Origin of the sequence: Allokutzneria multivorans (assembly GCF_039537405.1) — a bacterium.
Taxonomy (GTDB): Bacteria; Actinomycetota; Actinomycetes; order Mycobacteriales; family Pseudonocardiaceae; genus Allokutzneria; species Allokutzneria multivorans.
This window is the reverse complement of record NZ_BAABAL010000003.1, coordinates 232,046-253,485: the sequence shown is the minus strand read 5'-3', so window position 1 is coordinate 253,485 and position 21,440 is coordinate 232,046. Positions and strand designations below refer to the sequence as shown.

Here is a 21,440-nt window from a genome sequence, read left to right as displayed (position 1 = left end):
GGTAGCTACAAAGTGGCGAGGTCCACCGCGGCCGCCATCGCGCGGTAGCCGGTGTCGTTGGGGTGCAGGCGGTCGCCGCTGTCGTAGGCGGGGCGAAGCGAGTCGGGGTCGGCCGGATCGGCCACGACGCGGTCGAGGTCCAGCACCGCGTCGTACACGCCCGAGGTGCGGATCCACGTGTTCACCTCATCGCGCACGGCCTCACCGCGCTCGGTGAAGTACCCGGCGCCCTTGAACGGCAGCATGGTCGCGCCGATCACCCGGATCCCCTTGGCGTGCGCGCGCTTCACCAGCTCCAGGTGCCCGGCGATCAGCTCGGCGGCGCTCACCCTCGGGTTGGGCAGCACGCACGGCTCCTCGCCGGGGACCTCGCTCATCCCGATGTCGTTGATCCCCTCCAGCACGATCACCGAGCGCACGCCCGGACGGTCGAGCACGTCGCGCTGGAACCGCTTCCCCGCGCGCTCGCCGAGGCAGGTCGAGTCGTTGAGCACCCGGTTGCCGCCGATGCCCGTGTTCAGCACCGGTCGCTTCCCGCCGAGCCGTTCGGCCAGCTCGTCGGGGTAGGTGGTGAAGCCGTCGACCGTCGCCGCCGCGCCGTCGGTGATGGAGTCGCCGAAGGTGACCACCCCGTCCCGCCTTGGCGCCCCGGCGACCTCGACACCACTGAGGTAGAACCAGGACGTGGTCTTCTCGGTGAACGCCGACGCGCCGAGGTCCGCGACGTGGTCACCGCTCGCGCGGTAGGTCGTGGTCGTGCCGAACACGTGCGCCGTGGCCGGACCGGTCGGCTCGGCGAGGTACAAGGTCACGGTGAGCCGTTCCAGAGGCGCGACGAGCAGCGGAGCCGGATCGCTCACCAGCTCACCGCCTACCGGGATCTCCACCGACCGGGACAGCCGGAACGTCAACGGGCGCACCGAGCCCGGCCGCACCGCAGCGCCCTCCGAGGTGCGCGCGATCGTCGCACCCTTGATGCGCAAGGGTTTCGCCCCGAAGACGTTGGACAGCCGCACGCGCGCGGAGGCGCCGCCGACGCTGGTCCGCACGACCTGGCGCACGGTCTGGTCGTCGAAACCCTTCTCCGACCAGTTCGGCGCGAACCCCACCGTGGGCCGCTGCATCGCGGCGGACCACGTGGCCGTCCACAACCCCTGGTTCGCCAGTGCCGGTGGGGCCGTCAGACCGAGACCGAGCACCACCGCGAGAAAGACGCTCAACACCCTGCGCGCCATCGATGTCCCCCTCAGAAAAGTTATGAGAACTGATGACGACCACGGTAGACAGAGGGTCTGACAACATCGTTTCTCAGAGGGGCGAACCATGACCTACCAGCGACTTTCCGCCGACGAGGTGCTGACGACGACCCGTTCGGTGCGGCGCAGGCTCGACCTGGACCGGCCCGTCGACCTCGCGCTGGTCCGGGAGAGCCTGGAGATCGCGTTGCAGGCGCCCAGCGGTTCCAACGCGCAGCACTGGCACTTCCTGGTGATCACCGACGCCGAGAAGCGGGCCGCGATCGGCGAGATCTACCAGCGTGCGTGCTGCACGCCGACGACCCCGAACGCTCCAAGGTGCAGCAGCGCGTGCATGACAGCGTCGCGCACCTCGGCGAGATCATGGGCCAGGTTCCCGTGCACGTCATCGCGTGCGCGCGCACGGGTGCGGCCACGCTCCCCGAAGGCAACCAGTCCGCTGTGTGGGGCTCAGTGCTGCCCGCCGCGTGGAGCTACATGCTCGCGGCGCGCGAACGCGGCCTCGGCACCGCGTGGACGACGCTGCACCTGATGTACGAGCGCGAGGTCGCGGACATCCTGGGCATCCCGGAGGACGTGCACCAGGGTGTGCTCATCCCGACCGCGCACTACACGGGCACCACTTTCAAGCCCGCTCCGCGCCAGTCGCTCGACGAGGTGCTGCACGTCAACCAGTGGTAGCGAGCACGCGCTGGGGCTCGGTGTTGTCCCGCCGACTCCACCGCAGGCCCGCGCTGTCGACGAACTCGAAGGTGAAGCTGTACTCCACGTCCGGAACGCGCTGCGGCTCTCCGTTGGCACCGAGTAGTTCTATGTTGCGCTGGAAGTGCTCGCCCGCCTTAAGGACGTCCTGACTGGGCCGTTGCACTGTCGACGGACCAAGCCGCCACGCCAGCGCGGGCTCCACGTGCGTCAACGCCACGTCGAACAGCGGAGCCGCGCTGTGGTTCTCGATCCGCACTGTCACGAACTCGCCCCGGTTGGCCATCACGGCCACGAGGAGCCTCGCCTGCGCCTTGTCGCGGTCCGCGCGCTCCGCCTGCCGCACCCGGCTGTCACGCCCCGCGATCCACAACGCGGCGACAACGGCCGCCGTGGTCGCGAACGCGCCCACCCAGGTACCGACCGCACCCCACCACACCGCGGACTGACTGCCCAGCCAGGACAAAGCCCTCGGTGTCGCCGGCCACGTGATGACCAGCAGTTCGCACACCGCGATCACCGCGAAGGCCGTGTCGCGCACGGTCGATAAGCGCGGATCGGGTTTCGAGAGCCACTCTTCGAGATCGCTCATGCGCGACATCCTCCCGTTCCGCGCACAACGGCCTTGCGGCGGGATGACCACAATCCGGCCACACGGGCGAACGGTGTCCTATGGTGATCAACTGTGCCACCGAAGCTGCTCAGCCGGACCCGGACACGAACTGACTACGTCACCTTCCTGTTGGCCAGGGAGTGGCCGGTCCTCCTGTCGGCCTCAGGCGTCGTCCTCGGCGCGGTCACGCTGCTGCCCAGCGCCTTCGGTTTCGTCCTGTCAGTGGTAGCGCTGTTGTTGGGCACGATCACGCTGGTCCGTGATGTCCGCCTGCTGAACGCGCGATGGTCGGCGTACGACTTCTCCGCCATCGCGGCGCCCTTCCCCACCGCTGAGCTGCCCGCGCCCCTGTCCTACCCCGAAGCCCAGTACCTCCACATCCCGAACCGCGGCACCGTGCTGGTGAGCCCCGCGATGGATCGGGCGCTGCTGGACAGGCGGTTCAGGATCGAGATCGACGAGGAGCGCTACCGACTGCCCGCACGACTACGGGCAACCGCGCCGCACGTGCTGCCACTGCAAGCCCGTGGCAGGTTGCTGTTCAACGGCATCGTGCTGGGCATGCACGGGGAACCGTTGCCCGGCAACGAATCTGAGCCCGGCGTGATCCGGTTGCACCAAGCGCGCTTCTTCGACGGCCAATGCTCCAACGAGGTCTGCGCCTTCCGCATCACTGAAAGCGCGACAGGTGTTGAGCACGACCTGCGGCGACGCGAGCTGATCGACTCCTCCGGGCACGTGCGCGCGTTGTCCGCCAGCACGTTGGCCGATCTCGTCGGGGCGAGCACCGTCGCGATGACCAGCGACGGTTTTCTGCTGGCGGTCGTGCAGTCGGAGCGCAACTCGGCGAGTCCCCGGCTGCTTGCCCCCTCGGGCAGCGGCACACTGGAACCCCGCGACGCGCAGGACGACGACCTGACCGTGGTCATCCGCACCGCGATGGAGCGGGAGTTGCTGGAGGAAACGGGAGTCCGGCGGGCGGAGGTGCTTGACACCCGAGTTCTCGGCTTCGGCCGCTGGATGGAACGCGGCGCGAAACCGGAGTTCTTCGGGCTCACCAAGCTCTCGGCGAGCAGCGATGAGATCCGCGGACGCAAGCCCGTCCGAGCGGAGCGGCTCTACAGCTCCAGCCAGGTACTGGTCGAACTGGACCTGGCCGCTCTTGGGGCAGATCTGCTCGCCGGACACGACCTGGTGGCCGCGCCGAGCCTGCCGCCCAGGATCCGCGACGACGGATCGGTGCCACTGCTGATGGGAATCCGAGCCGCCGCACTGTGGATCGCGTCGTGAAGGCGACCGGCTACGACGGACTGTCCTCGCGCGCCGTCGCCGAACCCGAGCTGCGCGAGTTCCTGTCGCGCTGCTTCGAGATCGCCGAGCACGAGCTGGCCAGCGCGGTGTTCTACACCCACGGCGAGGTCTCCGGACACTTCGCGATGAGCTTCAGCGTCGGCATCGAAGGCAGGCTCGCCGAACGCGTCGGCCGCCACGAGTTCGCACGGCGCTTCGCCGCCCACTTCGACGCGTTCGTGCTCTACGGCGACACCGAACCGCCTGGCCAGTGGACTGTCGTCCTGCCCGACGGCAGCTCGCTGCTCGCCGCGATGGAGGAGGGCGAGGACCACTACGAGCTGTACGCGGCCTCCGCCCCGATCCCCGGGCTGCTGGACCTGCGCCCGCTCTGAGGTCAGCTCTCGGCCTGCTGAGCTGCCTGCCGTCGGATCGACGGCGTCACCCTGCCGTCGGCGGCGAGCGCGCGCAGCACCTCGCGCCCGCGCTTCGGCCGGTTCCGGTGCAGCGCGATCGCCGCCCTCAACCGCACCTCGTCGCTGACGTGTCTCTCCGTGGCAAGGCTTTCCAACTCGTCATCGCACTCGCGCGGACCGATCCACTTCGCTGCGAGCGCGGCGTCGAGCCGGGGCTGCCCGAGGCTCCCGCCGAGCTTGGCCAGCTTCGCCGGGGACAGGTGCGACCTCAGCTTGTCCAACGCGAGCAAGCGATTCGCGCCCGGCCACTCGTCCGACTCGACCACGCGGGTCAGTCGCGCGACGACCGCGTGAGTGTCGACATTCTCCAGTTTCTTCAGCACGGTGAACAGGTAGGCATCCCCTGGCTCGCACGTGTCCGCCACCCGCTTCAGGATCTCGGCGACATCCGCCGGTTCGACCCCATTGGCCCTCGCTGCACGCACACGCAGCTCACGGTCGAGCTGGCGGTCCTTGGCCAGCCGCACCAACTGCGCCGTGTCGAAGTCCATCCGCTCCGCGAGGAACAACGCGGCTTCGAGCTGGAGATTGAGACCGTGCTGATCGGATTCGGCGAACTCGCGCAACAGCTTCTCTGCCCGCAGCGACGACACGGTGATCGCGAAGTCGGCCGTGCTCCCCCACTCGGGGCCACGCGTGCCCAACAATTCCGTCAGCACGGCGAACGTGCGGTCGACGTCCCTGCGCGCCTTCCACGCCTCCCGCGCGGCGAGAAGGCGGGCCGCGACCTCGGCGTCGGGGAACTCCGCCAGCATCGCGAAGGTCTCGGCGGCCATCCGCTCGTCGACGCGCTTGAGCAGCTCCGCGGCCTTCAACCGCACCGTGTCGTGCTCTTCCCGCCGCGCCGCTCGGGAAAAGAGCTTTCTGGCCAGGTCCACGTCAAGCTCGGCGAGCTGGTCGGCGACGCCTTTCCTCGCCGTGGCACCGTTCTTCGTGTTCACCAGGAAGCGCAGTCCTAACAGGACTCCGCGCTCAGGGTCGACGGTCAGCAGCCAGCGGATCGCGTCGAAGCGGCGGTGCTCAGGGGCCGAGCTTCCCACCACCAGCTCCACCTCGCGCGAGGCGAGTTCGGGATCGATGTCACGCAGCCATCCCGCGCAGTCGTGCCACCGCTTCCGCCCAGTGTCCTCTTTGGACAGATCCTTGGTCAGCAGCGCCACCGCGCGCGCCCGGACGCGGTCGCCGACGGCCACGCCGTTGCGGATGAGCTGTACGACGAAGCCGATGTTGTGCTCGCGGTGCCGCCAGCCGAGCAGCCGGAGGAGCTTGCGGTCGACGTCCTTGCCCGCCTCCACCCAGCGCGCCACCAGGAAGACCATCACCTCCAGCTGCGGCCACGGCCACTGCCGTCGCGGGGCGAGGAGCTTGCGGCTAAACCAGGCTCGCGGATCGGGGTGGCGCACGGCGAGATGGCAGGCCGCGAAGTACTCCTCGACCGTCTGGTGCAGGAACCGCCAGTCCCGTCGCTGCACCAGAAGGCCGCTGATCCGCAGTGCGTCCGCGATGACCTCAGCCCACTCCTGCGGCGGTACGGTCGCGGGCGGCTCGACACCGCGCCACGCCAGCGCGTGCTCCAGCAGTGTGCGTTCGTCACCCGGTTGCTGGTGGCCGAAGGCCATGTCCTGGAACAGGTCCTGGATGCGTTCGAGCAGCGCGTCCGCGGCGGCCTCCGCGCTCGGCCCGTACGGGGCGACGCGGTCGCGGAGCTGGCGCCGAGCGTCGGCCTCACGGAGTTTGACCACGAGCCAGGACACGAACTCCCGGTACAGCTGAGACTGGTTGTCCGGGAGATCCGCGTCGGGCTTCTCCGCGAACAGCAGGCACAGCATGGTGGAGATCAGTGGGACGTGGGCCAGCTCGTGCAGCTTCGTCCGCCGCACCCTCGCGACGAAGTCGGCGGCTGATCCCTCCGGATCGGTGAACTGCCTGGCGGAGAGCCATCCCACGACGAAGGCGTGCAGTTCGGTGTCGGTGAACGGCTCGATCACGTACGTCGGGAACACCGCGCTGGTGATCAGCCCGCGACCGTCCAGCGGGCGGCTGGTGACCAGGAAGCGGTACGCCGGGTTCTCGCGGTGGTCGGCGACCTTGCGCAGGACCGTGTGCCGTGCGGCCGGTTCGAGCACCTCGTCCAGGCCGTCCACCAGCACCAGCCACGGCACCCCGGGCAGCGGCTCGGCGCGCAACAGCTCCAGCAAGGTGTCGCGGTCCAGGCTGTGGCTCAGCCCGCGCACCACGCCGTCGGCCAGCGCGTCGGGCAACGTTCGATCCTGGGCTAGCACGTCGGCGGTGATCGGAACCGGAACGAACGCGCCGTCGCCCTCGGAGAGCCAGCGTTGCGCTGTCGTGGCCGCGATGTGCCTGACCAGGCTCGACTTCCCAGCTCCCGGGTAGCCGAGCACCTGCACTCCCGCGTGCCGTTCCAGGAGGCTGTCCGCGTCCACGCGCTCCAGCACCTCCTCCTCACCGTCCTCGGTCTGCCGGGTCGCCTGGCGGGTGAGGTAGATCTTCGACAGCGGAGGCGCCGCGTGCCGCACGCTCGGGTACGGGTGGTCGCGATCGGCCTTGCGCACGGCGTCGAGGTATCCGCGCAGCTCCGGGCCGACGTGCCGCCAGCCTCCCGCCCGCAGCTGCTCCGGTTCCAGCAGGTCCAGCCACTCGCGGTGGCCACCGCGGACCTCGGGCACCGGGAGCGGGCCGTTCGGCCCGGCCAGCGCGCACACCCCGCCGGTGCGCAGGTTCAGCACGGGCGCTCCGGGGTCGGCGTCCAGCCGGACCAGCTCGTCCCCGGGCAGCAGTTCCGGGTGCAGGCAGGCAAACGCCCGTGTCTCCGCCTCGACGAACACCACCCCGTCGGGGCCGCAGACCAGCGCGACGCCCGGATCGACGGCGACACCGCGACACCCGTCGACGGTGACGACCGCGGCGCTCAACGCACGCTGAAGCCGTTGTCGCGCACCACTCGCAGATCCTTGGTGCAGGTGGACGTCACCGTGGACGTCCCTTGCCTGCACGAGGTTTCCGAAGACGTCCCCCGAGGTGTTCTCGTGCACCCGCCCACGCTACTTGAAGAACAGGTTCACGATCCCGTCCCTGGCAAGCAGGAAGCCCACGATGCCCAGCGCCCACCCGATCGCCTCGGTCTTGTTGCGCAGGATCCACGCGTGCACGCGCTCCAGCTTCGGCTTGAGCCAGGTCCACGCCAGCGCGCGCACCACGAGCAGCAGCAGCGCGGGCAGGATCATCACGACCACGTAGCCCGCGAGCACGGGAAGCCAGGTCACCGGGCCGACACCGGCGTTGGTGAGCATGCCGACCGCGGCGAGGTAGGGCAGCATCGTCGCGACCTCGATCACCGCGGCCGTGATCCCGAGGCCCACCATCGACAACAGGCTGCCGCCGACCTTGGGCTCACGCGGTGGCTTGGGCTTGCGGCGCTTCGAGTCGAACCAGAAGCTCGCGGCGAACATCGCCACACCGGCGATCGCCGAGACCCAGTAGCCGGTCCGGCCCGCGAGCAGCTCGCCGAACTGGTCGAACACCCCGCGCAGGCCGAGCATCAGCGCTACGCCGACACCGAAGTAGAAGACCGCGACCGTGCCGAGGTAGGCCATCATCCGCAGGACGGCGCGGTCCTTGAGGGCCAGCAACAGGTAGATCGGGATGCCGAGCGTGCCGAAGCTGGTGCTGTCCACCAGTGCGAGCAGGGCCAAGGACAGCAGAAGGGCGATAGTCACTTCGTCGATTCCCCCGGAGAACGGTCAACGAGAGGACCCTAACCGCCCTCACGAGGGATTCCCGACATGTTTAGACGTTTCCCGAACTGTCAGCGCGGGGTCGACACCGAGGCCAGGATCGCGCCGAACTGCGTCGCGACCAGCTTGCGGATCGGGATGGCGGTGGCGGGCACCGCTGCCTCGGCGAGGTCGGCCCAGTGCTCGAAGACCCCGGTCAGCTCGGCGTGCGCGGCGCGGATGGCCGGGGTGCCGTTGCCGATCGCCAGCTCACCCTCCACAGTGGACAGCAGCATGCCGCCGAGGCGCATGCGGACCGACTGCAGGAGCTCCTCGGAGTGGAAGCGCTCGGCGACGACGGCGAGCCGTTCGGCGGCCGAACCGTCCGCCGCGGCCGACGCGATCCGCGACTGCTTGGCGAGCCCGGGAAGGAAAGCGTCGAGCGCACGCCGGTAGGGCGAGGAGACCGAAAGATCGTTTCGAACTGATGACATGAGCCCCGAGAGCACCCGGTCGGCCTCGGTCAGCTCCTTCGCCCGCTCGCGCAGGACCACGGCGTAGGAGACCTCCAGCGGCGTCATGTCGCGCGAGTCCTCGTTGGTCCAGTACGGCACTTCGCTGATCAGGTAACGGGTTCCGTAACGCCGCACGTAGGACATGCTCGACTCACCGGCGTCGAAGTCGCTGTGGTCGACGCCGATGGACTCCAGGTAGTCGATGTGCTGCCGCGCGCTCAGCCCGAGGTACACCCCTGGCGAGAACTCGCGCATGTAGGGCTCCTCGTTCTCCCCCGTCTGCAACGGCAGGCCGAGGTGCTCCGGGATCGCCGACAGCGCGCGGGACAGCTCGGGAGTGGTCGAGTCGACGTAGTAGTACACCCCGCCGTACTCGGCGTTGTGCAGCGAGCACATGAAATCCGGCTCGGTCTCGTCGAACAGGCGCATCAGCGCGACGGTCTCCGGAATGACCGCGTCGAAGAAGACCCCCTTGTACGCCAAGGGAAAGGACCACTCCACCTGTTCACGACCGGCGGGGCGGTAGAAGTTCCTGCCGTAGCGGCGCATGGTCAGCGGCGGCTCGAACCACCCCTCGTTCAGCCTCGTCCCGTCGGGGTCGATGCACGGGATGATGTGCCAGGTGTGGCCGAGGTCCGCGCGCAGCGAGGCATCCGCCGCGAGCGTCCGCGCCAGGTGCAGGGACGTCTGCCCGCCGACCGGCTCGTTGGGGTGCACCGCGGCGAAGACCACCGCCTGCTTCGGGCCGCCCTCGATCGTCAGCGACCACAGCGCTTCGCCGAGCCGCGAGGTGCCGATCCGCCGGACGGAGGCGCAGTCGCCGTGCCGCTCGGCGACGGCGTTGATCCCGGCGAGGAGGTCGTCCACTCCGAGGAAGCGGTCGATCTCGGGAACTTCGTCAACCAACCGCAGGATGCGCTCGAACACTTCGTCCTCCCACCGCCGCCGCAAAGATCCACTATGACACGCCGGTCTATGTCCACAGTGGACTCTTTCGGCCTCTCGACCGACCGACGAAAGTCGGCCCGAGGCCCGTGAGAGCGCTCTTGCACCCGAGGGTATCCCAACGATTGCGCGGAACGGAATCCCCTGTGGCGCCAGGAGAAACACTCCCTCGCCGGAGCACCCGGCCCGCCCGAGGATTTCCGGAGACCCGGAATGGTCCACTCGGCTGCCCACCGGGCGCCACCTACGTCAGCGGCACCAGCCACAAGGGGCCGAGAGGCTGATCCGCCGCACCCGGACGGCTCAGCCCTGCTTCGCCGCGGCCTTCGCCGCCTTCTTGAACTCGCGCACCTCGCCGAGGGACTTCGCGTCCACCACGTCGGCGACGCTGCGCCGCGAGCCCTTCTCGCCGTAGGCACCGGCCGCCGCGCGCCAGCCCTTCGGCTCCACCCCGAGCTGCTTGCCCAGCAGCGCGAGGAAGATCCGCGCCTTCTGGTCCCCGAAGCCCGGCAGCGCCTTCAGCCGCTTCAGCACGTCCTTGCCGTCCGGCTCGCCCCGCGTCCACACGTTCTCGACCGCGCCGTCGTACTCCTCGATCAGGAAACGCGCGAGCGTCTGCAACCGCTTCGCCATCGACCCCGGGAACCGGTGGATCGCCGGCGGCGTGGAGGCCAGCTCGACGAACTCCTCCTCCGAGGTCTCCGCGATCTTGTGCACGTCCAGCCCGCCCATGCGGTCGGCGATGACCTTGGGCCCCTTGAACGCCTTCTCCATGGGGATCTGCTGGTCCAGCAGCATGCCGAAGAGGAGAGCCAGGGGGTCGGCGGCGAGCAGGGCGTCCGCCTGGGTTTCCTGGGCGAGGCAGAGCGTGCGAGTCATGCGCAGAGCTTGCCATGGTGGGTGCGGGGGCGCTTCCCGGGCTCGGGCTTCGAGGCCGCCGCAGCGGGCCCGACCCGACTTTCGGTTGACCGACAACGTTTTCAAGGTCGTCATGACGTCTGCGTGGGCGATGTCGACGGAGTCGCCGAACACGGAAACCGTTGTCGCACACATGGTTGAGGCGTCTTCAAGACCCCCAAACCCCCCTGTTGATCATCGTTAACTGCCGCAAACCCAACGGCCTTGCGAGGTGTGCTGTCGTTGAAGACGGCGGGGGTGGGGGTTGGGTGGTCTTGAAGACGCTCGAACCGGCTCGGACGCTTGCGGGGCAGGCGCTAGTTGTCGTGGCAGTTGCCCGATTCGTCGATGAACGCGGCCGGAACCGGGGTGATGTGCGGCATGTGGATCGCCGCGCACTGGTTGTTCGCAGCGGCCACGTTGATCACGCCGAGGTTGACCATGCCCCAGACCGCGCCGAGGGCGGCACAGGCAGCGGCGGCGATGGGACCGCCGGGAGAACACGCGGCGGCGAGCACACCGGCCACACCGGCGGGACCGCCCTGGACGGCGGGCTGGAGCTTGTTCTTGGTGAACGAACGGCTGAAAGTGTAGGAGCAGCCGGAAAAACCGCAGTCGACGACCACCGACGAATCAGCAGCCGAAGGAACAGCGGCCGAAGCGGCTGGAGCGGTTCCCCCGACGACGCCGACAGCGAGCAGTACGGCGACGAAGTTGCGTGCGAGCGACACGATCCCTCCCGAAGGTCGCAGTGCTTGACGACCTCCACGTTGCTCCAGCCGGAGCAGGGGTGTGTCAACCGCTCGGCTGATCCTCGGCGGCACCGGGAGCGGTAACGAGGGGCAGCACGCCCGCCGTGACGTTGTCGTGCACCTCGGCGGAGCGGGTGAGCGCGGAGGTGACGAGCTGCTCGGCAGCCCCCTGGGCGTCATCGGCGTGCGAGCGCAGGACGTCGGCGATCTCCTCGTCGCTGAGCGACTTGTGGAAACCGTCGCTGCCGACGACGACGGCGAGCACGCCCTCGGCCGAAACCCTGGTGCTGCCGAAGGACACCGGGTCGACGGGGTGAGCGCGGCCGAGGGTGGTGAGCACGACGTGGTCCCAATCGGCGGGGTCCTCGTCGTAGTCGGCCAGCTCCTCCTCGGTCAGCTCGGCGGCGTACTCGCGCATCCGCTGGCCCTGGGTGTGGTCGACGGTGTGCACGCGCAGCTCGTCCTCGTGCAGCGTCCACACGCGACAGTCGCCGGTCCACGCGACCTCGACGACGTTCAGCTCAGGCAGGTACACGGCGACCGCGGCGACGGCGTCGGGAATGCGCGCGCCCTTCTCAGCGGCGGCGTTCTGGCGCTCGCGCATCTCCTCGCCCGCAGCGAGCAGACCGGCGACCGCGCCGTGCTCGGCGCCGACGGCGACGGCCTCCTCGACACAGGCCGGGGACGCCGCGACGACGTGCTCGTCGCCCCCGATGCCGTCGACGACGGCGATGGCCGTCGCACCGTTCACGGCTCCGGCGGCGGCGATCGCATCGGCGTTCGACGGCCGGGGGCCCTGCTCACAGGCCATGCCAACGATCAGGTCGCGGCGCTGTTCGCCCACGTCACTCCCCCAAAGACTCCGTCAGACCGATCCCGACATGATCTGTGACGGTAGCCCGCCCCGCACGCCGAGGACACGATGATGCCTGGCACCCCGCACCGCACCGGCGGGGGCACCCCGAAACAAAACGTTTGCCCGTGCTCGGCGGTTCCTCCTACCCTGCGCGGGACGCCCTTGAGCTGGAAGAGGAGGTGAGTGCCGTGGTCACGACGACGATCATGCGCTCCCTCCAAGCCGTTCGGGCGTCGAGGACCTGAGGGTCCGGGGAGCGCGCACCGCTTCCCGAGAGGAACCCCTCACCCATGACCGATCTGGTCATCCGCCCGCTGGTCCCCGGCGAGGCCGAGCTCTTCGAGTCACTGCCCACCGACGGCCTGGTCGGCTTCTCCGCAGGTAAGAGCACGTTCAGCGAGCTGCACGAGCGCGGCGAGTACCGCATCGACTGGTGCTGGGTCGCCCTGCGCGACGGGGTCGTGGTCGCCAGGGCCGCCTGGTTCGGCGGGCCGAAGGACGACGCCCCGCTGGCACTGGACTGGTTCGACTTCACCGATGCCGACGCCGCGGTGGAGCTGCTGCGCCGCGCGCCCTACCGAACGGAGTTCAGCCTCAACCTCGTGCCGGGCTGGCGCGAGCGCCCTGACGTCGTGGCGGCGGCGAACGCGCAGATCGACGCCGTGGCAGCAGCAGGGATGACACCGCTGGTAGAGCGCTACGTCTACCTGTGGACGCCGGAGTGCGGCGTGCCCGAACGGCCGGGCCGGCTGGAGTTCCGGCCGGAGCCCGATGACGCGGTGTTCCACGACATCTTCCTCAGGATGAACAAGAGCACCCTCGACGCCCACGCCCTCCGGACCATCGCCAAGCACGGCGAGGAGGCTGCGGCGCAGGAAGACATGGACTTCCTGCGGTGGATGCGCGGACCGCGCGAGTCGTGGCTGGTCGCGTGCACCCCCGACGGCGAGATCGTCGGCTTGACCGTGCCGACCAGGCACACCAAGGCGGTGATCGGCTACGTCGGGGTCGTCCCCGAGCACCGGGGCCACGGCTACGCCTACGACCTGCTGGTGGAGGCCACGCACCGGCTCGCCGACGAAGGTGCGCAGGAGATCAAGGCGGGCACCGACAAGGGCAACATCCCGATGGCCAAGGCCTTCGCCAAGGCCGGTTACCCGATCCACCAGGAGCGGATCGACCTGGTCTACCCGTAGCGGCGGCGCGCGGGGACGGCGGTCAGCCCGTCGTCCTCGCGCGGTGCGCCTTCTGCCGGCAGGCACCGCCGCAGTAGCGGGGGCGCCTGCCGGTCGCGGGTGCTTCGAGCGGCTTCCCGCACACCGCACACACCCCCGAGCTTTCGTTACTTTCGTTACGAAGCACGTCCAGCACGAGAACCGTCATGCGCGTGTCCGGGCTCCGGCGCTGCATGGCGACGCAGCCGACGAGCAGCGACATCACCTCCGCGACGCCGATGTCCGGCCGCACCCCGCCCGCTCGCTGAGCCGCCGCGAGGAGATCGCCGACCACACTGGCGACCTCCTCGGCGACGCGCGCCCACGGGCCGGAGCCGTCCTCGACCACCTGCGCGAGCGCCCGATCCAACGCGATGCGGGTGATCGCCGCGACGAGGAACCCGAAGAAGGCCTCAGCAGGTCTTTTGTCCACAGCGAGCCCTTCGGCGTCAGCGCGGAAGCTGGCGAACCTCGCCACGACGACCTCTTCGAGCAGCTGCTCCTTCGCGGGGAAGTGCCGGTGCACGGTGCCCGCGCCGACGCCTGCGAGCGCGGCGATCTCGTCAAGGGACACGCCGAGCCCCCGTTCGGCGAAGGCGGTCGAAGCGGCGGCGAGCACGAATTCGCGGTTGCGCCTGGCATCCGCGCGGGTAGCGGTCATGCGAGACCTCCCATAAACGGGCTAGAGGCCCCGATTGTAACCGAAATCAGCCACCCCGGACGACACCTCTATAGTTGCCATCCCCTCGGTCTGGGCGCGGGGTGAACGAGCGAAAGGAACCGCCTTGAGCGGCAGCGGAGACGCCGGAACGATCCTCCTCCTCGGCGGGCGCAGCGAGATCGGTCTCGCCGTCGCGGTCCGCCTGGTGAGCCCCGGCAGCACAGTCGTCCTCGCCGCGCGCCGCAGTGCCGACCTGGACTCGCAGGAGTCGGTGCTGCGCGTCGCGGGCGCGACGGTGGAGCGCGCGGAGTTCGACGCCGACATCGTCGACGACCACGAGGGCTTCCTGCGGAAGGTCGTCGAGCGGCACGGCCCGATCGACGTCGCGATCACCGCCTTCGGCATCCTCGGCGATCAGAAGCGGGCCGAGGTCGACGCCGCGCACGCCGTCTCGATCGTGCACACCGACTACACGGCGCACGTCAGCATCCTGACGCTGCTCGCCAAGCACCTCCGCGAGCAGGGCAGGGGCTCGCTCGTGGTGTTCTCCTCGGTCGCGGGCGTGCGCGTGCGGCGCGCGAACTACGTGTACGGGTCGGCGAAGGCCGGGCTGGACGGTTTCGCGAGCGGGCTGGCCGACGCGCTGGTCGGCAGCGGTGTGCGGATGTTGCTGGTCCGCCCGGGTTTCGTGATCGGCAGGATGACCGAGGGCATGACCCCGGCCCCGCTGTCGAGCACTCCGGACCAGGTCGCCGACGCAACGGTGCGCGCGCTGCGCAAGGGCAAGGGCGAGATCTGGGTACCCGGGACGCTGCGCCCGCTGTTCGCACTGCTGCGGTTGTTGCCGAGGGCGGTGTGGCGGCGCATGCCGCGCTGACGAATGCCGGGAGCTTTCCGCTACACTGCGGCCGAGGGACGGTCGAGTTTGGCGTACAGCTCCCATGCAGTACAGCTCCGATCCAGTACAGCTCCAATAACGAATGCATCAAATTCCCTCTCGATCGTCCTGCCAAGGCGAGTGCACTCATACGCTTTTCCCACCCGTATCGACCTCGAGCGGGCAAAAAGCGGGGTGTCGGCCGTCGCCACACCGGACCTGAAAGACTTCGCCCATGACTTTCGATGCCGAGACCGTCGCGGCGTGGACCGACCTCCCCGCGGCCGAACTCCGCATCCAGGCACAGCGGCTCGCCAGTGCCCGGCTGCCGGTGGACCACCCCGTCTGGCGCTACATCCGCAAGGACCCCGCGCTGGCCGCGAAGCTGCGCGGAGCCCTCTCCGGACTGCTCACCACGATCAAGGGCAGCCGCGACGAGCACATGCAGCGGATCTGGATCAACGCGGCGCGCACCGCGCTCAGCGACAAGGCCGCCGCCGCTCCCACCCCGGCCAAGGAGAAGCCCGCCAAGGCCAAGGCTCCCGCGCCGCGCACCGAGCAGCAGGCGGCGGAGCCGGTCGTCGTGACGCGGCAACCGGTGGAGCAGCCGAAGGCGGCTTCCAGCGTCGTCCCGATGCTCTTCCAGCAACCCGGCAAGACCAGTGGCGACCTGAGCTGACTCCGCAGGGAATTCGCGCAATTGCGATGAACGAGTGACGATAACGCGCTCGGAGCACCGCTGGCACTAATCCGGACTTATAGCCCGTCGGCCAATTCGGTGGCGGGCTCACCGGTAAATGCGACCGTTCATCACGGCCAGGCCGGGTCCTCGCCCGCGATGGCCGAACAGATCTCCGCCAACTGGGCGACCTGGTCGGGCGCCAGCCGGTCGAAGATCATCCGGCGCACCTCCCCGACGTGCCCCGGCGCGGCGGCCACCAGCTCGGCGAAGCCCTCGTCGGTGAGCGTGGCCAGCACGATCCGGCCGTTGAGGGTGTCGCGGCAGCGGCTCACCCAGCCCTGCGCCTCCAGCTTGCCGACGGCGTGCGAGAGCGCGCTCGGCGAGGTCCCGGCGAGCGTGGCCAGCTCGCTCATCGTGGCCCTGCGCCCCGGGCGCTCCGACAGCGCGACCAGGATCAGGTAGTAGGCGTGCGGCAGCCGCGAATCGCGCTGGAGCTGCTGGTCGAGTGCCGCCCAGAGCATCCGGTTGGCCCGGAGGTAGGCGCGCCACGCCCGCTGCTCGTCGTCGGTGAGCCAGCGCGGGTCCTCGGTCATGCCGATCATCGTACCCGCACACTTGAACTCTCAACTGTCCGGGTCTACCGTCAAGGTTGAAAGTTGAACCACGACGAGGGAGTCCACGGTGACATGCTCGACCCCGCAAGCGGGTCTTCGGTGACAGCGCCTGCGGCCGCGTTCGACCGCTTCCTGCCGAAAGCCCTGCCACTGGCCCGCGCACAGCGTGAGTGGACGCCCGCCGACGGCCCGCTGCCCTCGATCTACCTCGGGCACGGCGCTCCCCCGCTCTTCGACGACGAGCTGTGGATCGACCAGCTCTTCGCGTGGGCGCAGAGCCTGCCCAAGCCGAAGAACATCCTGATCGTCAGCGCGCACTGGGAGGCCGCCCCGCTCAGCCTCAGCTCCGCCGCCGCCAACACGCCGCTGGTCTACGACTTCAGCGGCTTCGCCAGGCGCTACTTCGAGATGACCTACGCGACGCCGGACGCCACCGAGCTGTCGCGGCGGGTCACTTCGGCCATGCCCGACAGCGAGCCCGTGCACCGGCACGCCAAGCGAGGCCTGGACCACGGCGCGTGGGTGCCGCTGAAGGTGATGTACCCGCTCGCCGACGTGCCGGTGCTCCAGCTGAGCATGCCGACGCACGATCCGGAGCGGCTGCTGGAGCTGGGCGGGCGGCTGAGGTCGCTGCGCGCGGAGGGCACGCTGGTGATCGGCTCCGGTTTCATGACGCACGGCCTGCCGTACCTGACCAGGGAGATCATGGCGACCAACGCGGTGCCGGGCTGGTCGTCGGACTTCGACGCGTGGGCGGCCGAGGCGCTGGAGCGCGGTGACGTGGACACGTTGGCGGACTTCAGGACCAAGGCGCCCGGCATGCCCTACGCGCACCCCACGGTCGAGCACTACACGCCGCTGTTCGTCACCCTCGGCGCGGGCGAGCGGCCGGACGCGCCGGTCCGCACGACGATCGACGGTTACCTGATCGGTCTCTCGAAGAGATCCTTCGAGGCCGCCTGATCGTTTCTGATCGTTTACTGTCGATCGCATGTTCGCTGCCGAACGGCGTCAGGCCGTGCTGGAGCTCGTCCGCGCCAACGGGATGGTGTCGCTGCGCGAGCTGGCCAGGATCGTCCAGGCCAGCGAGGTGACCGTGCGGCGGGACCTGCGCAGGCTGGAGGAGGAGGGCCTGCTGGCGCGCAGGCACGGCGGGGCCGTCGCCAACGAGGCGCCCTCCTACGAGCCCAGCTACACGGAGAAGACGCAGGTCGCGAGCGCGGAGAAGGCCGCGATCGCCAACGCGGCCGCCGAGCTGGTGCAGCCGGGCGACGCGATCGTGCTGGGCGCCGGGACGACCACGCAGGCGCTGGCGCGGCGGCTGGCCAGGATCTCGCAGCTGACCGTGCTGACCAACTCGCTGCTCGTGGCGCAGGCGTTCGCGCGCTCGCGCGGGGTCGAGGTGCTGATGCCCGGCGGCACGCTGCGCGGGTCGATCTTCGCGCTCGTCGGGGCGGTCGCCGAGGAGTCGATCGGCGGACTCCGGATGCAGCGGGCGTTCCTGTCCGGCAACGGCTTGACGGCGGCGCGCGGCCTGTCGACGCCGAACGTGGCGGTGGCCGCGATGGACAGGGCGATGGCCGCGACCGCCGCCGAGGTGGTCGTGCTGGCCGACCACACCAAGCTCGGCGTGGACACGATGGTGCAGACAGTGCCGTCGGAGGCGATCGCGCACCTGGTCACGGACGCGGCGGCGGACTCCGAGGAGGTCGCCGCGCTGAGCAAGCTCGGCGTGGACGTGCACGTCGCCGCGGTGTGATCGACTTCGGCTGATCGACTCCGGTCATTTCCGAACAATTTTCGCCCAAATGTTGACTTCGGGCGTCCTGCTCCCGGTTAGATGAGGGCTGCCACCCCTGTCCCGCGCCGCCGCCGAGCCAGGAGGTCACCCAGGTGTCCGCTCTCCTGACCGCCGTCGTCGCCGCGATCACCCTGGTGACCGCCGCACCGGTCTACCCGCAGCCAGGCCCGGGCACGCAGGTGCTCGACCAGGACGCGAAGCTCACCGGTTTTCCCGAGCGGGGCTGGTTCAAGGCCAACATCCCGTTCGTCGACCTGCCGGACAAACAGATCGAGTCGGTCTACTACTACCGCTGGCGCAGCTTCTACGAGGCGCAGAAGTACACCCGCGAAGGGTGGATCACCAGCGAGTTCCTCGGGCCGGTCGGCTACTCCGCGCCGGACGGCGGGATCGTCGCGGCGGCCGGGCACCACGTGTACGAAGGCCGGTGGCTGCGCGACACGCGCTACCTCGACGACTACCTGCGCTACTGGATGCGCGGCTCCGGCGCGGGGCCGAAACCCGCGACGGAGTTCCTCAACAAGAACACCACCGACTGGGCGCACCAATACTCGTCGTGGCTGGCCGACGCGGCGCTGCGGCGGGCCGAGGTGACCGGTGACGTCGGCTTCGCGGCGAACCTGCTGCCCGAGCTGAAGCGGCATTGGGAGCGCTGGTCCCCGCAGTACAACACCGAAGTCGGGCTCTACTGGCAGACCCCGGTGTGGGACGCGATGGAGTACACGGCCAGCTCGTACCAGAGCCCCGATCCGTACCACGGCGGCGACGGGTTCCGGCCCACGCTGAACAGCTACCAGATCGCCGACGCCCGGGCGATCGCCGAGCTGGCGCGGCGCACCGGGGACCGCGCGACGGAGCGCACCTACCGCGAGCGCGCGGAGTCGCTGACGAAGGCGCAGGAGAAGTGGTTGTGGGACAAGGACAAGAAGTTCTACAAGCACGTCATGCGCGACGACAACCCGGATCGCGTGAAGATCGCCGACCGTGAGCAGATCGGCTTCGTGCCGTGGATGTTCCACACCGCGCCGCCCGGCAACGCCGAAGCATGGGCTCAACTCGTTGACCCACAAGGGTTCGCGGCACGGTTCGGGCCGACCACCGTGGAGCGCCGGAGTCCGTGGTTCATGAAGGACGCGGAGCGGGGGTGCTGCCGGTGGAGCGGGCCGAGCTGGCCGTACGCCACGAGCCAGACCCTGACCGCGATGGCCAACCTGCTGATCGACTACCCGGCTCAGTCCTATGTGGACAAGGCCGACTACGTCGCGCTGCTGCGGGGGTACGCGCTCACGCAGACCAAGGACGGCAAGCCCTACGTCGCCGAGGCGCACCACCCCGACGAGCCGCGTTGGCTCTACGACGGCAGGAACCACAGCGAGGACTACAACCACTCGACCTACGCGGACCTCGTCCTGTCCGGCTTGCTCGGCATCCGACCGCGCTCCGACGACAGCGTGCTGATCAGTCCGTTGGCGACGTGGTCGCACTTCGCGGTGGAGAACCTCGCCTACCACGGCCGAAACCTGAGCGTGGTGTGGGATCAGGACGGCAAGCACTACGGTCGCGGTCAGGGGCTGCGCGTCTACCTCGACGGCCGCGAGGTCGCTCGGCAGGCAGACCTCAAGCCGCTGCGGGTGTCCGTGCCCCGAGGTGCGGTGAAACCGTTGCCGCGCTTGGTGGATGACGCGGCCAATGTGAGCGGTTCGGGCTTCCCGGAGGCCAGCGCGTCGTACTCCAACGTCGGTAATGGTGATCTTCCCGCGCAGGCCAATGACGGCCAGAACTTCTTCTTGGACGTGCCGAACACGCGGTGGACGAGCTACCGCTCCCCCAACCCGACCGACTGGCTCGCGGTCGACTTCGGCAAGCCGACCGCGACCTCCGACGTGCGACTGTTCTTCTACGACGACGCTGGCGGGGTGCGTGTTCCCGCGTGGTACCTGTTGCAGTACAAGCGATCCGACGGCTCCTGGACGGATGTTCCCGCGCAGACCAGGACTCCGACCGTGGGGAACGATCTCACGAGGATCACGTTCCCCACGGTCACGACGAGTGCGCTACGCGTTCTCGGCACGCCGCAACAGGGTTCCTCGTTCGGACTGACGGCTTTCCAGTCCTGGCGCGGTTAGCGGAAGTCGTCCACGTGGTCGCGCGCCCACTCCGCGAAGGTCCGCGCGCGGCCCGTGACCGGCTCCGAGGAAGGCAAGGTCCAGCTCTCGTCCCACTCGAAGTCGGGCTTCTCCTGGTCTTCGCCGTCGTAGGAGGCGTAGCCCAGCAGGAAATCCGCGTTCTCCGCGGCGAAACCGCCCTGAGCCATGTACAGCTCGCGGGCGCGGTCACGGCTGACCGTCTCGAAGCGGATCTCGCGACCCAAGGCGTCCGCGATCGCTCGGACCTGCTCGCGGTAGGTGATCTGCTCGGGCCCGTTGACGTCGTAGGCCTTGCCCTCGTGCCCGTCCTCGGTCAGCGCGGCAACGGCCACCTCGGCGATGTCGCGCTCGTGCGTCGGGAACCAGCCCGCGTCCGGATTCGGGTCGCGGACCACGCTCTCCGCGCGGATCGACGGCCCCCACAGCCACAGCTTGTTCATCGCGAACTCGCCCGGCCGCACGTGTGTCCACTGTAGACCGGAGGCTTCGACGGCCTGCTCGATCGGCAGGTGGTGGGTGGTGTCGTGGCCGAAGGTCACCGCGCCCGAGGACAACGTCACAATGCGCCGCACCCCGGCTTCGGCCGCGCGGGCGACGACGGCCTTCGCGGTGCCGGGGACCGGGAAGAGGTACATGCGGTCCACGCCGTCGAGCGGCAGCGAGGCCGGGTCGGTGAGGTCGCCCGCGAAGACCTCCACGGCTTCGGGAAACCGCGCTCGCGCCGGGTCCCTGGTCAGCGCGCGCACCGAAACCCCTTGCCGGACAAGCTGTTCGACCACGAACCTGCCGACGTTGCCGGTCGCGCCGGTCACCAAGACCTTCATCTGCTTCCCCCTGAGATTCCCTGCTCCAACGTGCGGATGACCATCGCGGTCGCGGTGTGGCGCGGCATGTGCCCCCGGCTGACCGAGTCGGAGGCGCTGTAGACCAGCGACCACAGCACGGTTTCGATCCACGACGCGTCGACCTCGGCGTCGAAGGTGCCGTCGGCCTGGCCGCGCGTGATGAGGCCGCGCACGGCGATGCTGCCCTCGTCCTCGGCGTCGGTCCCGCCGAAGCTCGCCACGACCTCCGGGTCGCCGTAGAGGTAGAGGACGCGTTCGGCGACGCCGACCGCCGCCGTGACGAGCCTGCGCATCGCCTCCCCCGGCGCGCCCCTGCCGATGTCGGCCTCCTCGGTGGCCAGACCGAGCACCCGCAGCGAGTCGAGCGTGACCGCGTTGATCAGGTCTTCCCGCTCGGCGAAGTAGCGCTGCACGGTGCTGCGCCCCACCTCGGCCGCGGCGGCGATGTCGGCCAGCGTCGCCGCGCGGTCCTTCCCCAGCGTCGCGGCCGCGGCGGCCAGGATCGCCTGCTTTGTGCGCCCTCGAACACCCGTTTCAAGCTCCTCCATACTCAAAACGTACCA

Annotated in this window: 20 protein-coding genes and 1 pseudogene; 9 read left to right on the top strand and 12 right to left on the bottom strand. The window is 69.5% G+C overall.

Annotation, left to right across the window (positions count from 1 at the left end; all coding sequences use genetic code 11):
• Positions 1-5: 5 nt before the first annotated feature.
• Positions 6-1,235, bottom strand: coding sequence for an SGNH/GDSL hydrolase family protein (locus tag ABD798_RS01420; protein WP_344870589.1), 1,230 nt, complete (start codon positions 1,233-1,235; stop codon positions 6-8).
• A gap of 88 nt (positions 1,236-1,323) precedes the next feature.
• On the opposite strand from ABD798_RS01420, the pseudogene ABD798_RS01415 reads away from it, so the two are divergent.
• Positions 1,324-1,937: pseudogene (locus tag ABD798_RS01415) on the top strand (nitroreductase family protein).
• On the opposite strand, the gene ABD798_RS01410 reads toward ABD798_RS01415, so the two are convergent.
• Positions 1,924-2,550, bottom strand: coding sequence for a hypothetical protein (locus ABD798_RS01410; RefSeq protein ID WP_344870588.1), 627 nt, complete (start codon positions 2,548-2,550; stop codon positions 1,924-1,926). The pseudogene ABD798_RS01415 and the gene ABD798_RS01410 overlap by 14 nt on opposite strands.
• A gap of 93 nt (positions 2,551-2,643) precedes the next feature.
• Between ABD798_RS01410 and ABD798_RS01405 the strand changes: the two genes are divergently transcribed.
• Together ABD798_RS01405 and ABD798_RS01400 are read left to right on the top strand one after the other, a co-directional pair.
• Entirely contained in the window at positions 2,644-3,861 is a 1,218-nt protein-coding gene (locus tag ABD798_RS01405) for a hypothetical protein (protein ID WP_344870587.1), read from the top strand.
• Positions 3,858-4,256 carry a hypothetical protein gene (locus tag ABD798_RS01400; protein ID WP_344870586.1) on the top strand — a complete coding sequence of 133 codons (399 nt, stop codon included), beginning with the start codon at positions 3,858-3,860 and terminating at the stop codon, positions 4,254-4,256. Before ABD798_RS01405 ends, ABD798_RS01400 begins: the two co-directional genes overlap by 4 nt.
• A 2-nt stretch (positions 4,257-4,258) precedes the next feature.
• On the opposite strand, the gene ABD798_RS01395 is transcribed toward ABD798_RS01400, so the two are convergent.
• From ABD798_RS01395 to ABD798_RS01370, 6 genes are all read right to left on the bottom strand, one after another.
• Positions 4,259-7,390, bottom strand: coding sequence for an NACHT domain-containing protein (locus tag ABD798_RS01395; RefSeq protein WP_344870585.1), 3,132 nt, complete (start codon positions 7,388-7,390; stop codon positions 4,259-4,261).
• 9 nt (positions 7,391-7,399) lie between these two features.
• Positions 7,400-8,074 carry a GAP family protein gene (locus ABD798_RS01390; RefSeq protein WP_344870584.1) on the bottom strand — a complete coding sequence of 225 codons (675 nt, stop codon included), beginning with the start codon at positions 8,072-8,074 and terminating at the stop codon, positions 7,400-7,402.
• Positions 8,075-8,163: 89 nt separating this feature from the next.
• Positions 8,164-9,513: a M14 family zinc carboxypeptidase gene (locus tag ABD798_RS01385; protein ID WP_344870583.1), complete on the bottom strand. Its 1,350-nt coding sequence runs from the start codon at positions 9,511-9,513 to the stop codon at positions 8,164-8,166.
• Positions 9,514-9,834: 321 nt separating this feature from the next.
• Positions 9,835-10,410, bottom strand: coding sequence for an HhH-GPD-type base excision DNA repair protein (locus ABD798_RS01380; protein WP_344870582.1), 576 nt, complete (start codon positions 10,408-10,410; stop codon positions 9,835-9,837).
• 335 nt (positions 10,411-10,745) lie between these two features.
• Positions 10,746-11,159, bottom strand: coding sequence for a hypothetical protein (locus tag ABD798_RS01375; protein ID WP_344870581.1), 414 nt, complete (start codon positions 11,157-11,159; stop codon positions 10,746-10,748).
• 64 nt (positions 11,160-11,223) lie between these two features.
• Positions 11,224-12,024 carry a PP2C family protein-serine/threonine phosphatase gene (locus ABD798_RS01370; RefSeq protein ID WP_344870580.1) on the bottom strand — a complete coding sequence of 267 codons (801 nt, stop codon included), beginning with the start codon at positions 12,022-12,024 and terminating at the stop codon, positions 11,224-11,226.
• A gap of 302 nt (positions 12,025-12,326) precedes the next feature.
• Between ABD798_RS01370 and ABD798_RS01365 the strand changes: the two genes are divergently transcribed.
• Positions 12,327-13,232 (top strand): GNAT family N-acetyltransferase, encoded by a 906-nt coding sequence (locus ABD798_RS01365; RefSeq protein ID WP_344870579.1) that lies wholly within the window; start codon positions 12,327-12,329, stop codon positions 13,230-13,232.
• A 22-nt stretch (positions 13,233-13,254) separates the two neighbouring features.
• Here ABD798_RS01365 and ABD798_RS01360 read toward each other — a convergent pair whose 3' ends face one another.
• On the bottom strand, positions 13,255-13,911 hold the full coding sequence (locus ABD798_RS01360) for a TetR/AcrR family transcriptional regulator (RefSeq protein WP_344870578.1): 657 nt from the start codon (positions 13,909-13,911) through the stop codon (positions 13,255-13,257).
• A gap of 124 nt (positions 13,912-14,035) precedes the next feature.
• Here ABD798_RS01360 and dprE2 point away from each other — a divergent pair, with 124 nt between their 5' ends.
• Positions 14,036-14,788, top strand: coding sequence for a decaprenylphospho-beta-D-erythro-pentofuranosid-2-ulose 2-reductase (gene dprE2, locus ABD798_RS01355; RefSeq protein WP_344870577.1), 753 nt, complete (start codon positions 14,036-14,038; stop codon positions 14,786-14,788).
• 235 nt (positions 14,789-15,023) lie between these two features.
• Positions 15,024-15,467, top strand: a complete 444-nt coding sequence (locus tag ABD798_RS01350) for a hypothetical protein (RefSeq protein ID WP_344870576.1) — start codon at positions 15,024-15,026, stop codon at positions 15,465-15,467.
• Between the two features lie 131 nt (positions 15,468-15,598).
• Here ABD798_RS01350 and ABD798_RS01345 read toward each other — a convergent pair whose 3' ends face one another.
• On the bottom strand, positions 15,599-16,063 hold the full coding sequence (locus ABD798_RS01345) for a MarR family winged helix-turn-helix transcriptional regulator (protein ID WP_344870575.1): 465 nt from the start codon (positions 16,061-16,063) through the stop codon (positions 15,599-15,601).
• Positions 16,064-16,156: 93 nt separating this feature from the next.
• On the opposite strand from ABD798_RS01345, the gene ABD798_RS01340 reads away from it, so the two are divergent.
• The 3 genes from ABD798_RS01340 (at position 16,157) to ABD798_RS01330 (ending at position 20,011) form a co-directional block, all read left to right on the top strand.
• Positions 16,157-17,047, top strand: coding sequence for a dioxygenase family protein (locus tag ABD798_RS01340; RefSeq protein WP_344870574.1), 891 nt, complete (start codon positions 16,157-16,159; stop codon positions 17,045-17,047).
• Positions 17,048-17,075: 28 nt separating this feature from the next.
• Positions 17,076-17,843 (top strand): DeoR/GlpR family DNA-binding transcription regulator, encoded by a 768-nt coding sequence (locus ABD798_RS01335; protein ID WP_344870573.1) that lies wholly within the window; start codon positions 17,076-17,078, stop codon positions 17,841-17,843.
• Positions 17,844-17,977: 134 nt separating this feature from the next.
• Positions 17,978-20,011: an MGH1-like glycoside hydrolase domain-containing protein gene (locus ABD798_RS01330; RefSeq protein ID WP_344870570.1), complete on the top strand. Its 2,034-nt coding sequence runs from the start codon at positions 17,978-17,980 to the stop codon at positions 20,009-20,011.
• Here the strand turns inward: ABD798_RS01330 and ABD798_RS01325 are convergent.
• A complete protein-coding gene (locus ABD798_RS01325; RefSeq protein WP_344870569.1) occupies positions 20,008-20,856 on the bottom strand; it encodes an SDR family oxidoreductase in 849 nt (282 codons plus the stop codon). The genes ABD798_RS01330 and ABD798_RS01325 overlap by 4 nt on opposite strands.
• The gene (locus ABD798_RS01320) at positions 20,853-21,425 is read right to left on the bottom strand and encodes a TetR family transcriptional regulator (protein WP_344870568.1); all 573 of its coding nucleotides are present in this window, start codon (positions 21,423-21,425) and stop codon (positions 20,853-20,855) included. Before ABD798_RS01320 ends, ABD798_RS01325 begins: the two co-directional genes overlap by 4 nt.
• Positions 21,426-21,440 lie beyond the last annotated feature (15 nt).

Excerpts from the sequence above, each read along its gene's own strand:
- ABD798_RS01420 (WP_344870589.1), bottom strand. The coding sequence starts at position 1,235 with ATGGCGCGCAGGGTGTTGAGCGTCTTTCTCGCGGTGGTGCTCGGTCTC.
- ABD798_RS01410 (WP_344870588.1), bottom strand. The coding sequence starts at position 2,550 with ATGAGCGATCTCGAAGAGTGGCTCTCGAAACCCGATCCGCGCTTATCG.
- ABD798_RS01380 (WP_344870582.1), bottom strand. The coding sequence starts at position 10,410 with ATGACTCGCACGCTCTGCCTCGCCCAGGAAACCCAGGCGGACGCCCTG.
- ABD798_RS01365 (WP_344870579.1), top strand. The coding sequence starts at position 12,327 with ATGACCGATCTGGTCATCCGCCCGCTGGTCCCCGGCGAGGCCGAGCTC.
- ABD798_RS01360 (WP_344870578.1), bottom strand. The coding sequence starts at position 13,911 with ATGACCGCTACCCGCGCGGATGCCAGGCGCAACCGCGAATTCGTGCTC.
- ABD798_RS01350 (WP_344870576.1), top strand. The coding sequence starts at position 15,024 with ATGACTTTCGATGCCGAGACCGTCGCGGCGTGGACCGACCTCCCCGCG.
- ABD798_RS01345 (WP_344870575.1), bottom strand. The coding sequence starts at position 16,063 with ATGACCGAGGACCCGCGCTGGCTCACCGACGACGAGCAGCGGGCGTGG.
- ABD798_RS01340 (WP_344870574.1), top strand. The coding sequence starts at position 16,157 with ATGCTCGACCCCGCAAGCGGGTCTTCGGTGACAGCGCCTGCGGCCGCG.
- ABD798_RS01335 (WP_344870573.1), top strand. The coding sequence starts at position 17,076 with ATGTTCGCTGCCGAACGGCGTCAGGCCGTGCTGGAGCTCGTCCGCGCC.
- ABD798_RS01325 (WP_344870569.1), bottom strand. The coding sequence starts at position 20,856 with ATGAAGGTCTTGGTGACCGGCGCGACCGGCAACGTCGGCAGGTTCGTG.
- ABD798_RS01320 (WP_344870568.1), bottom strand. The coding sequence starts at position 21,425 with ATGGAGGAGCTTGAAACGGGTGTTCGAGGGCGCACAAAGCAGGCGATC.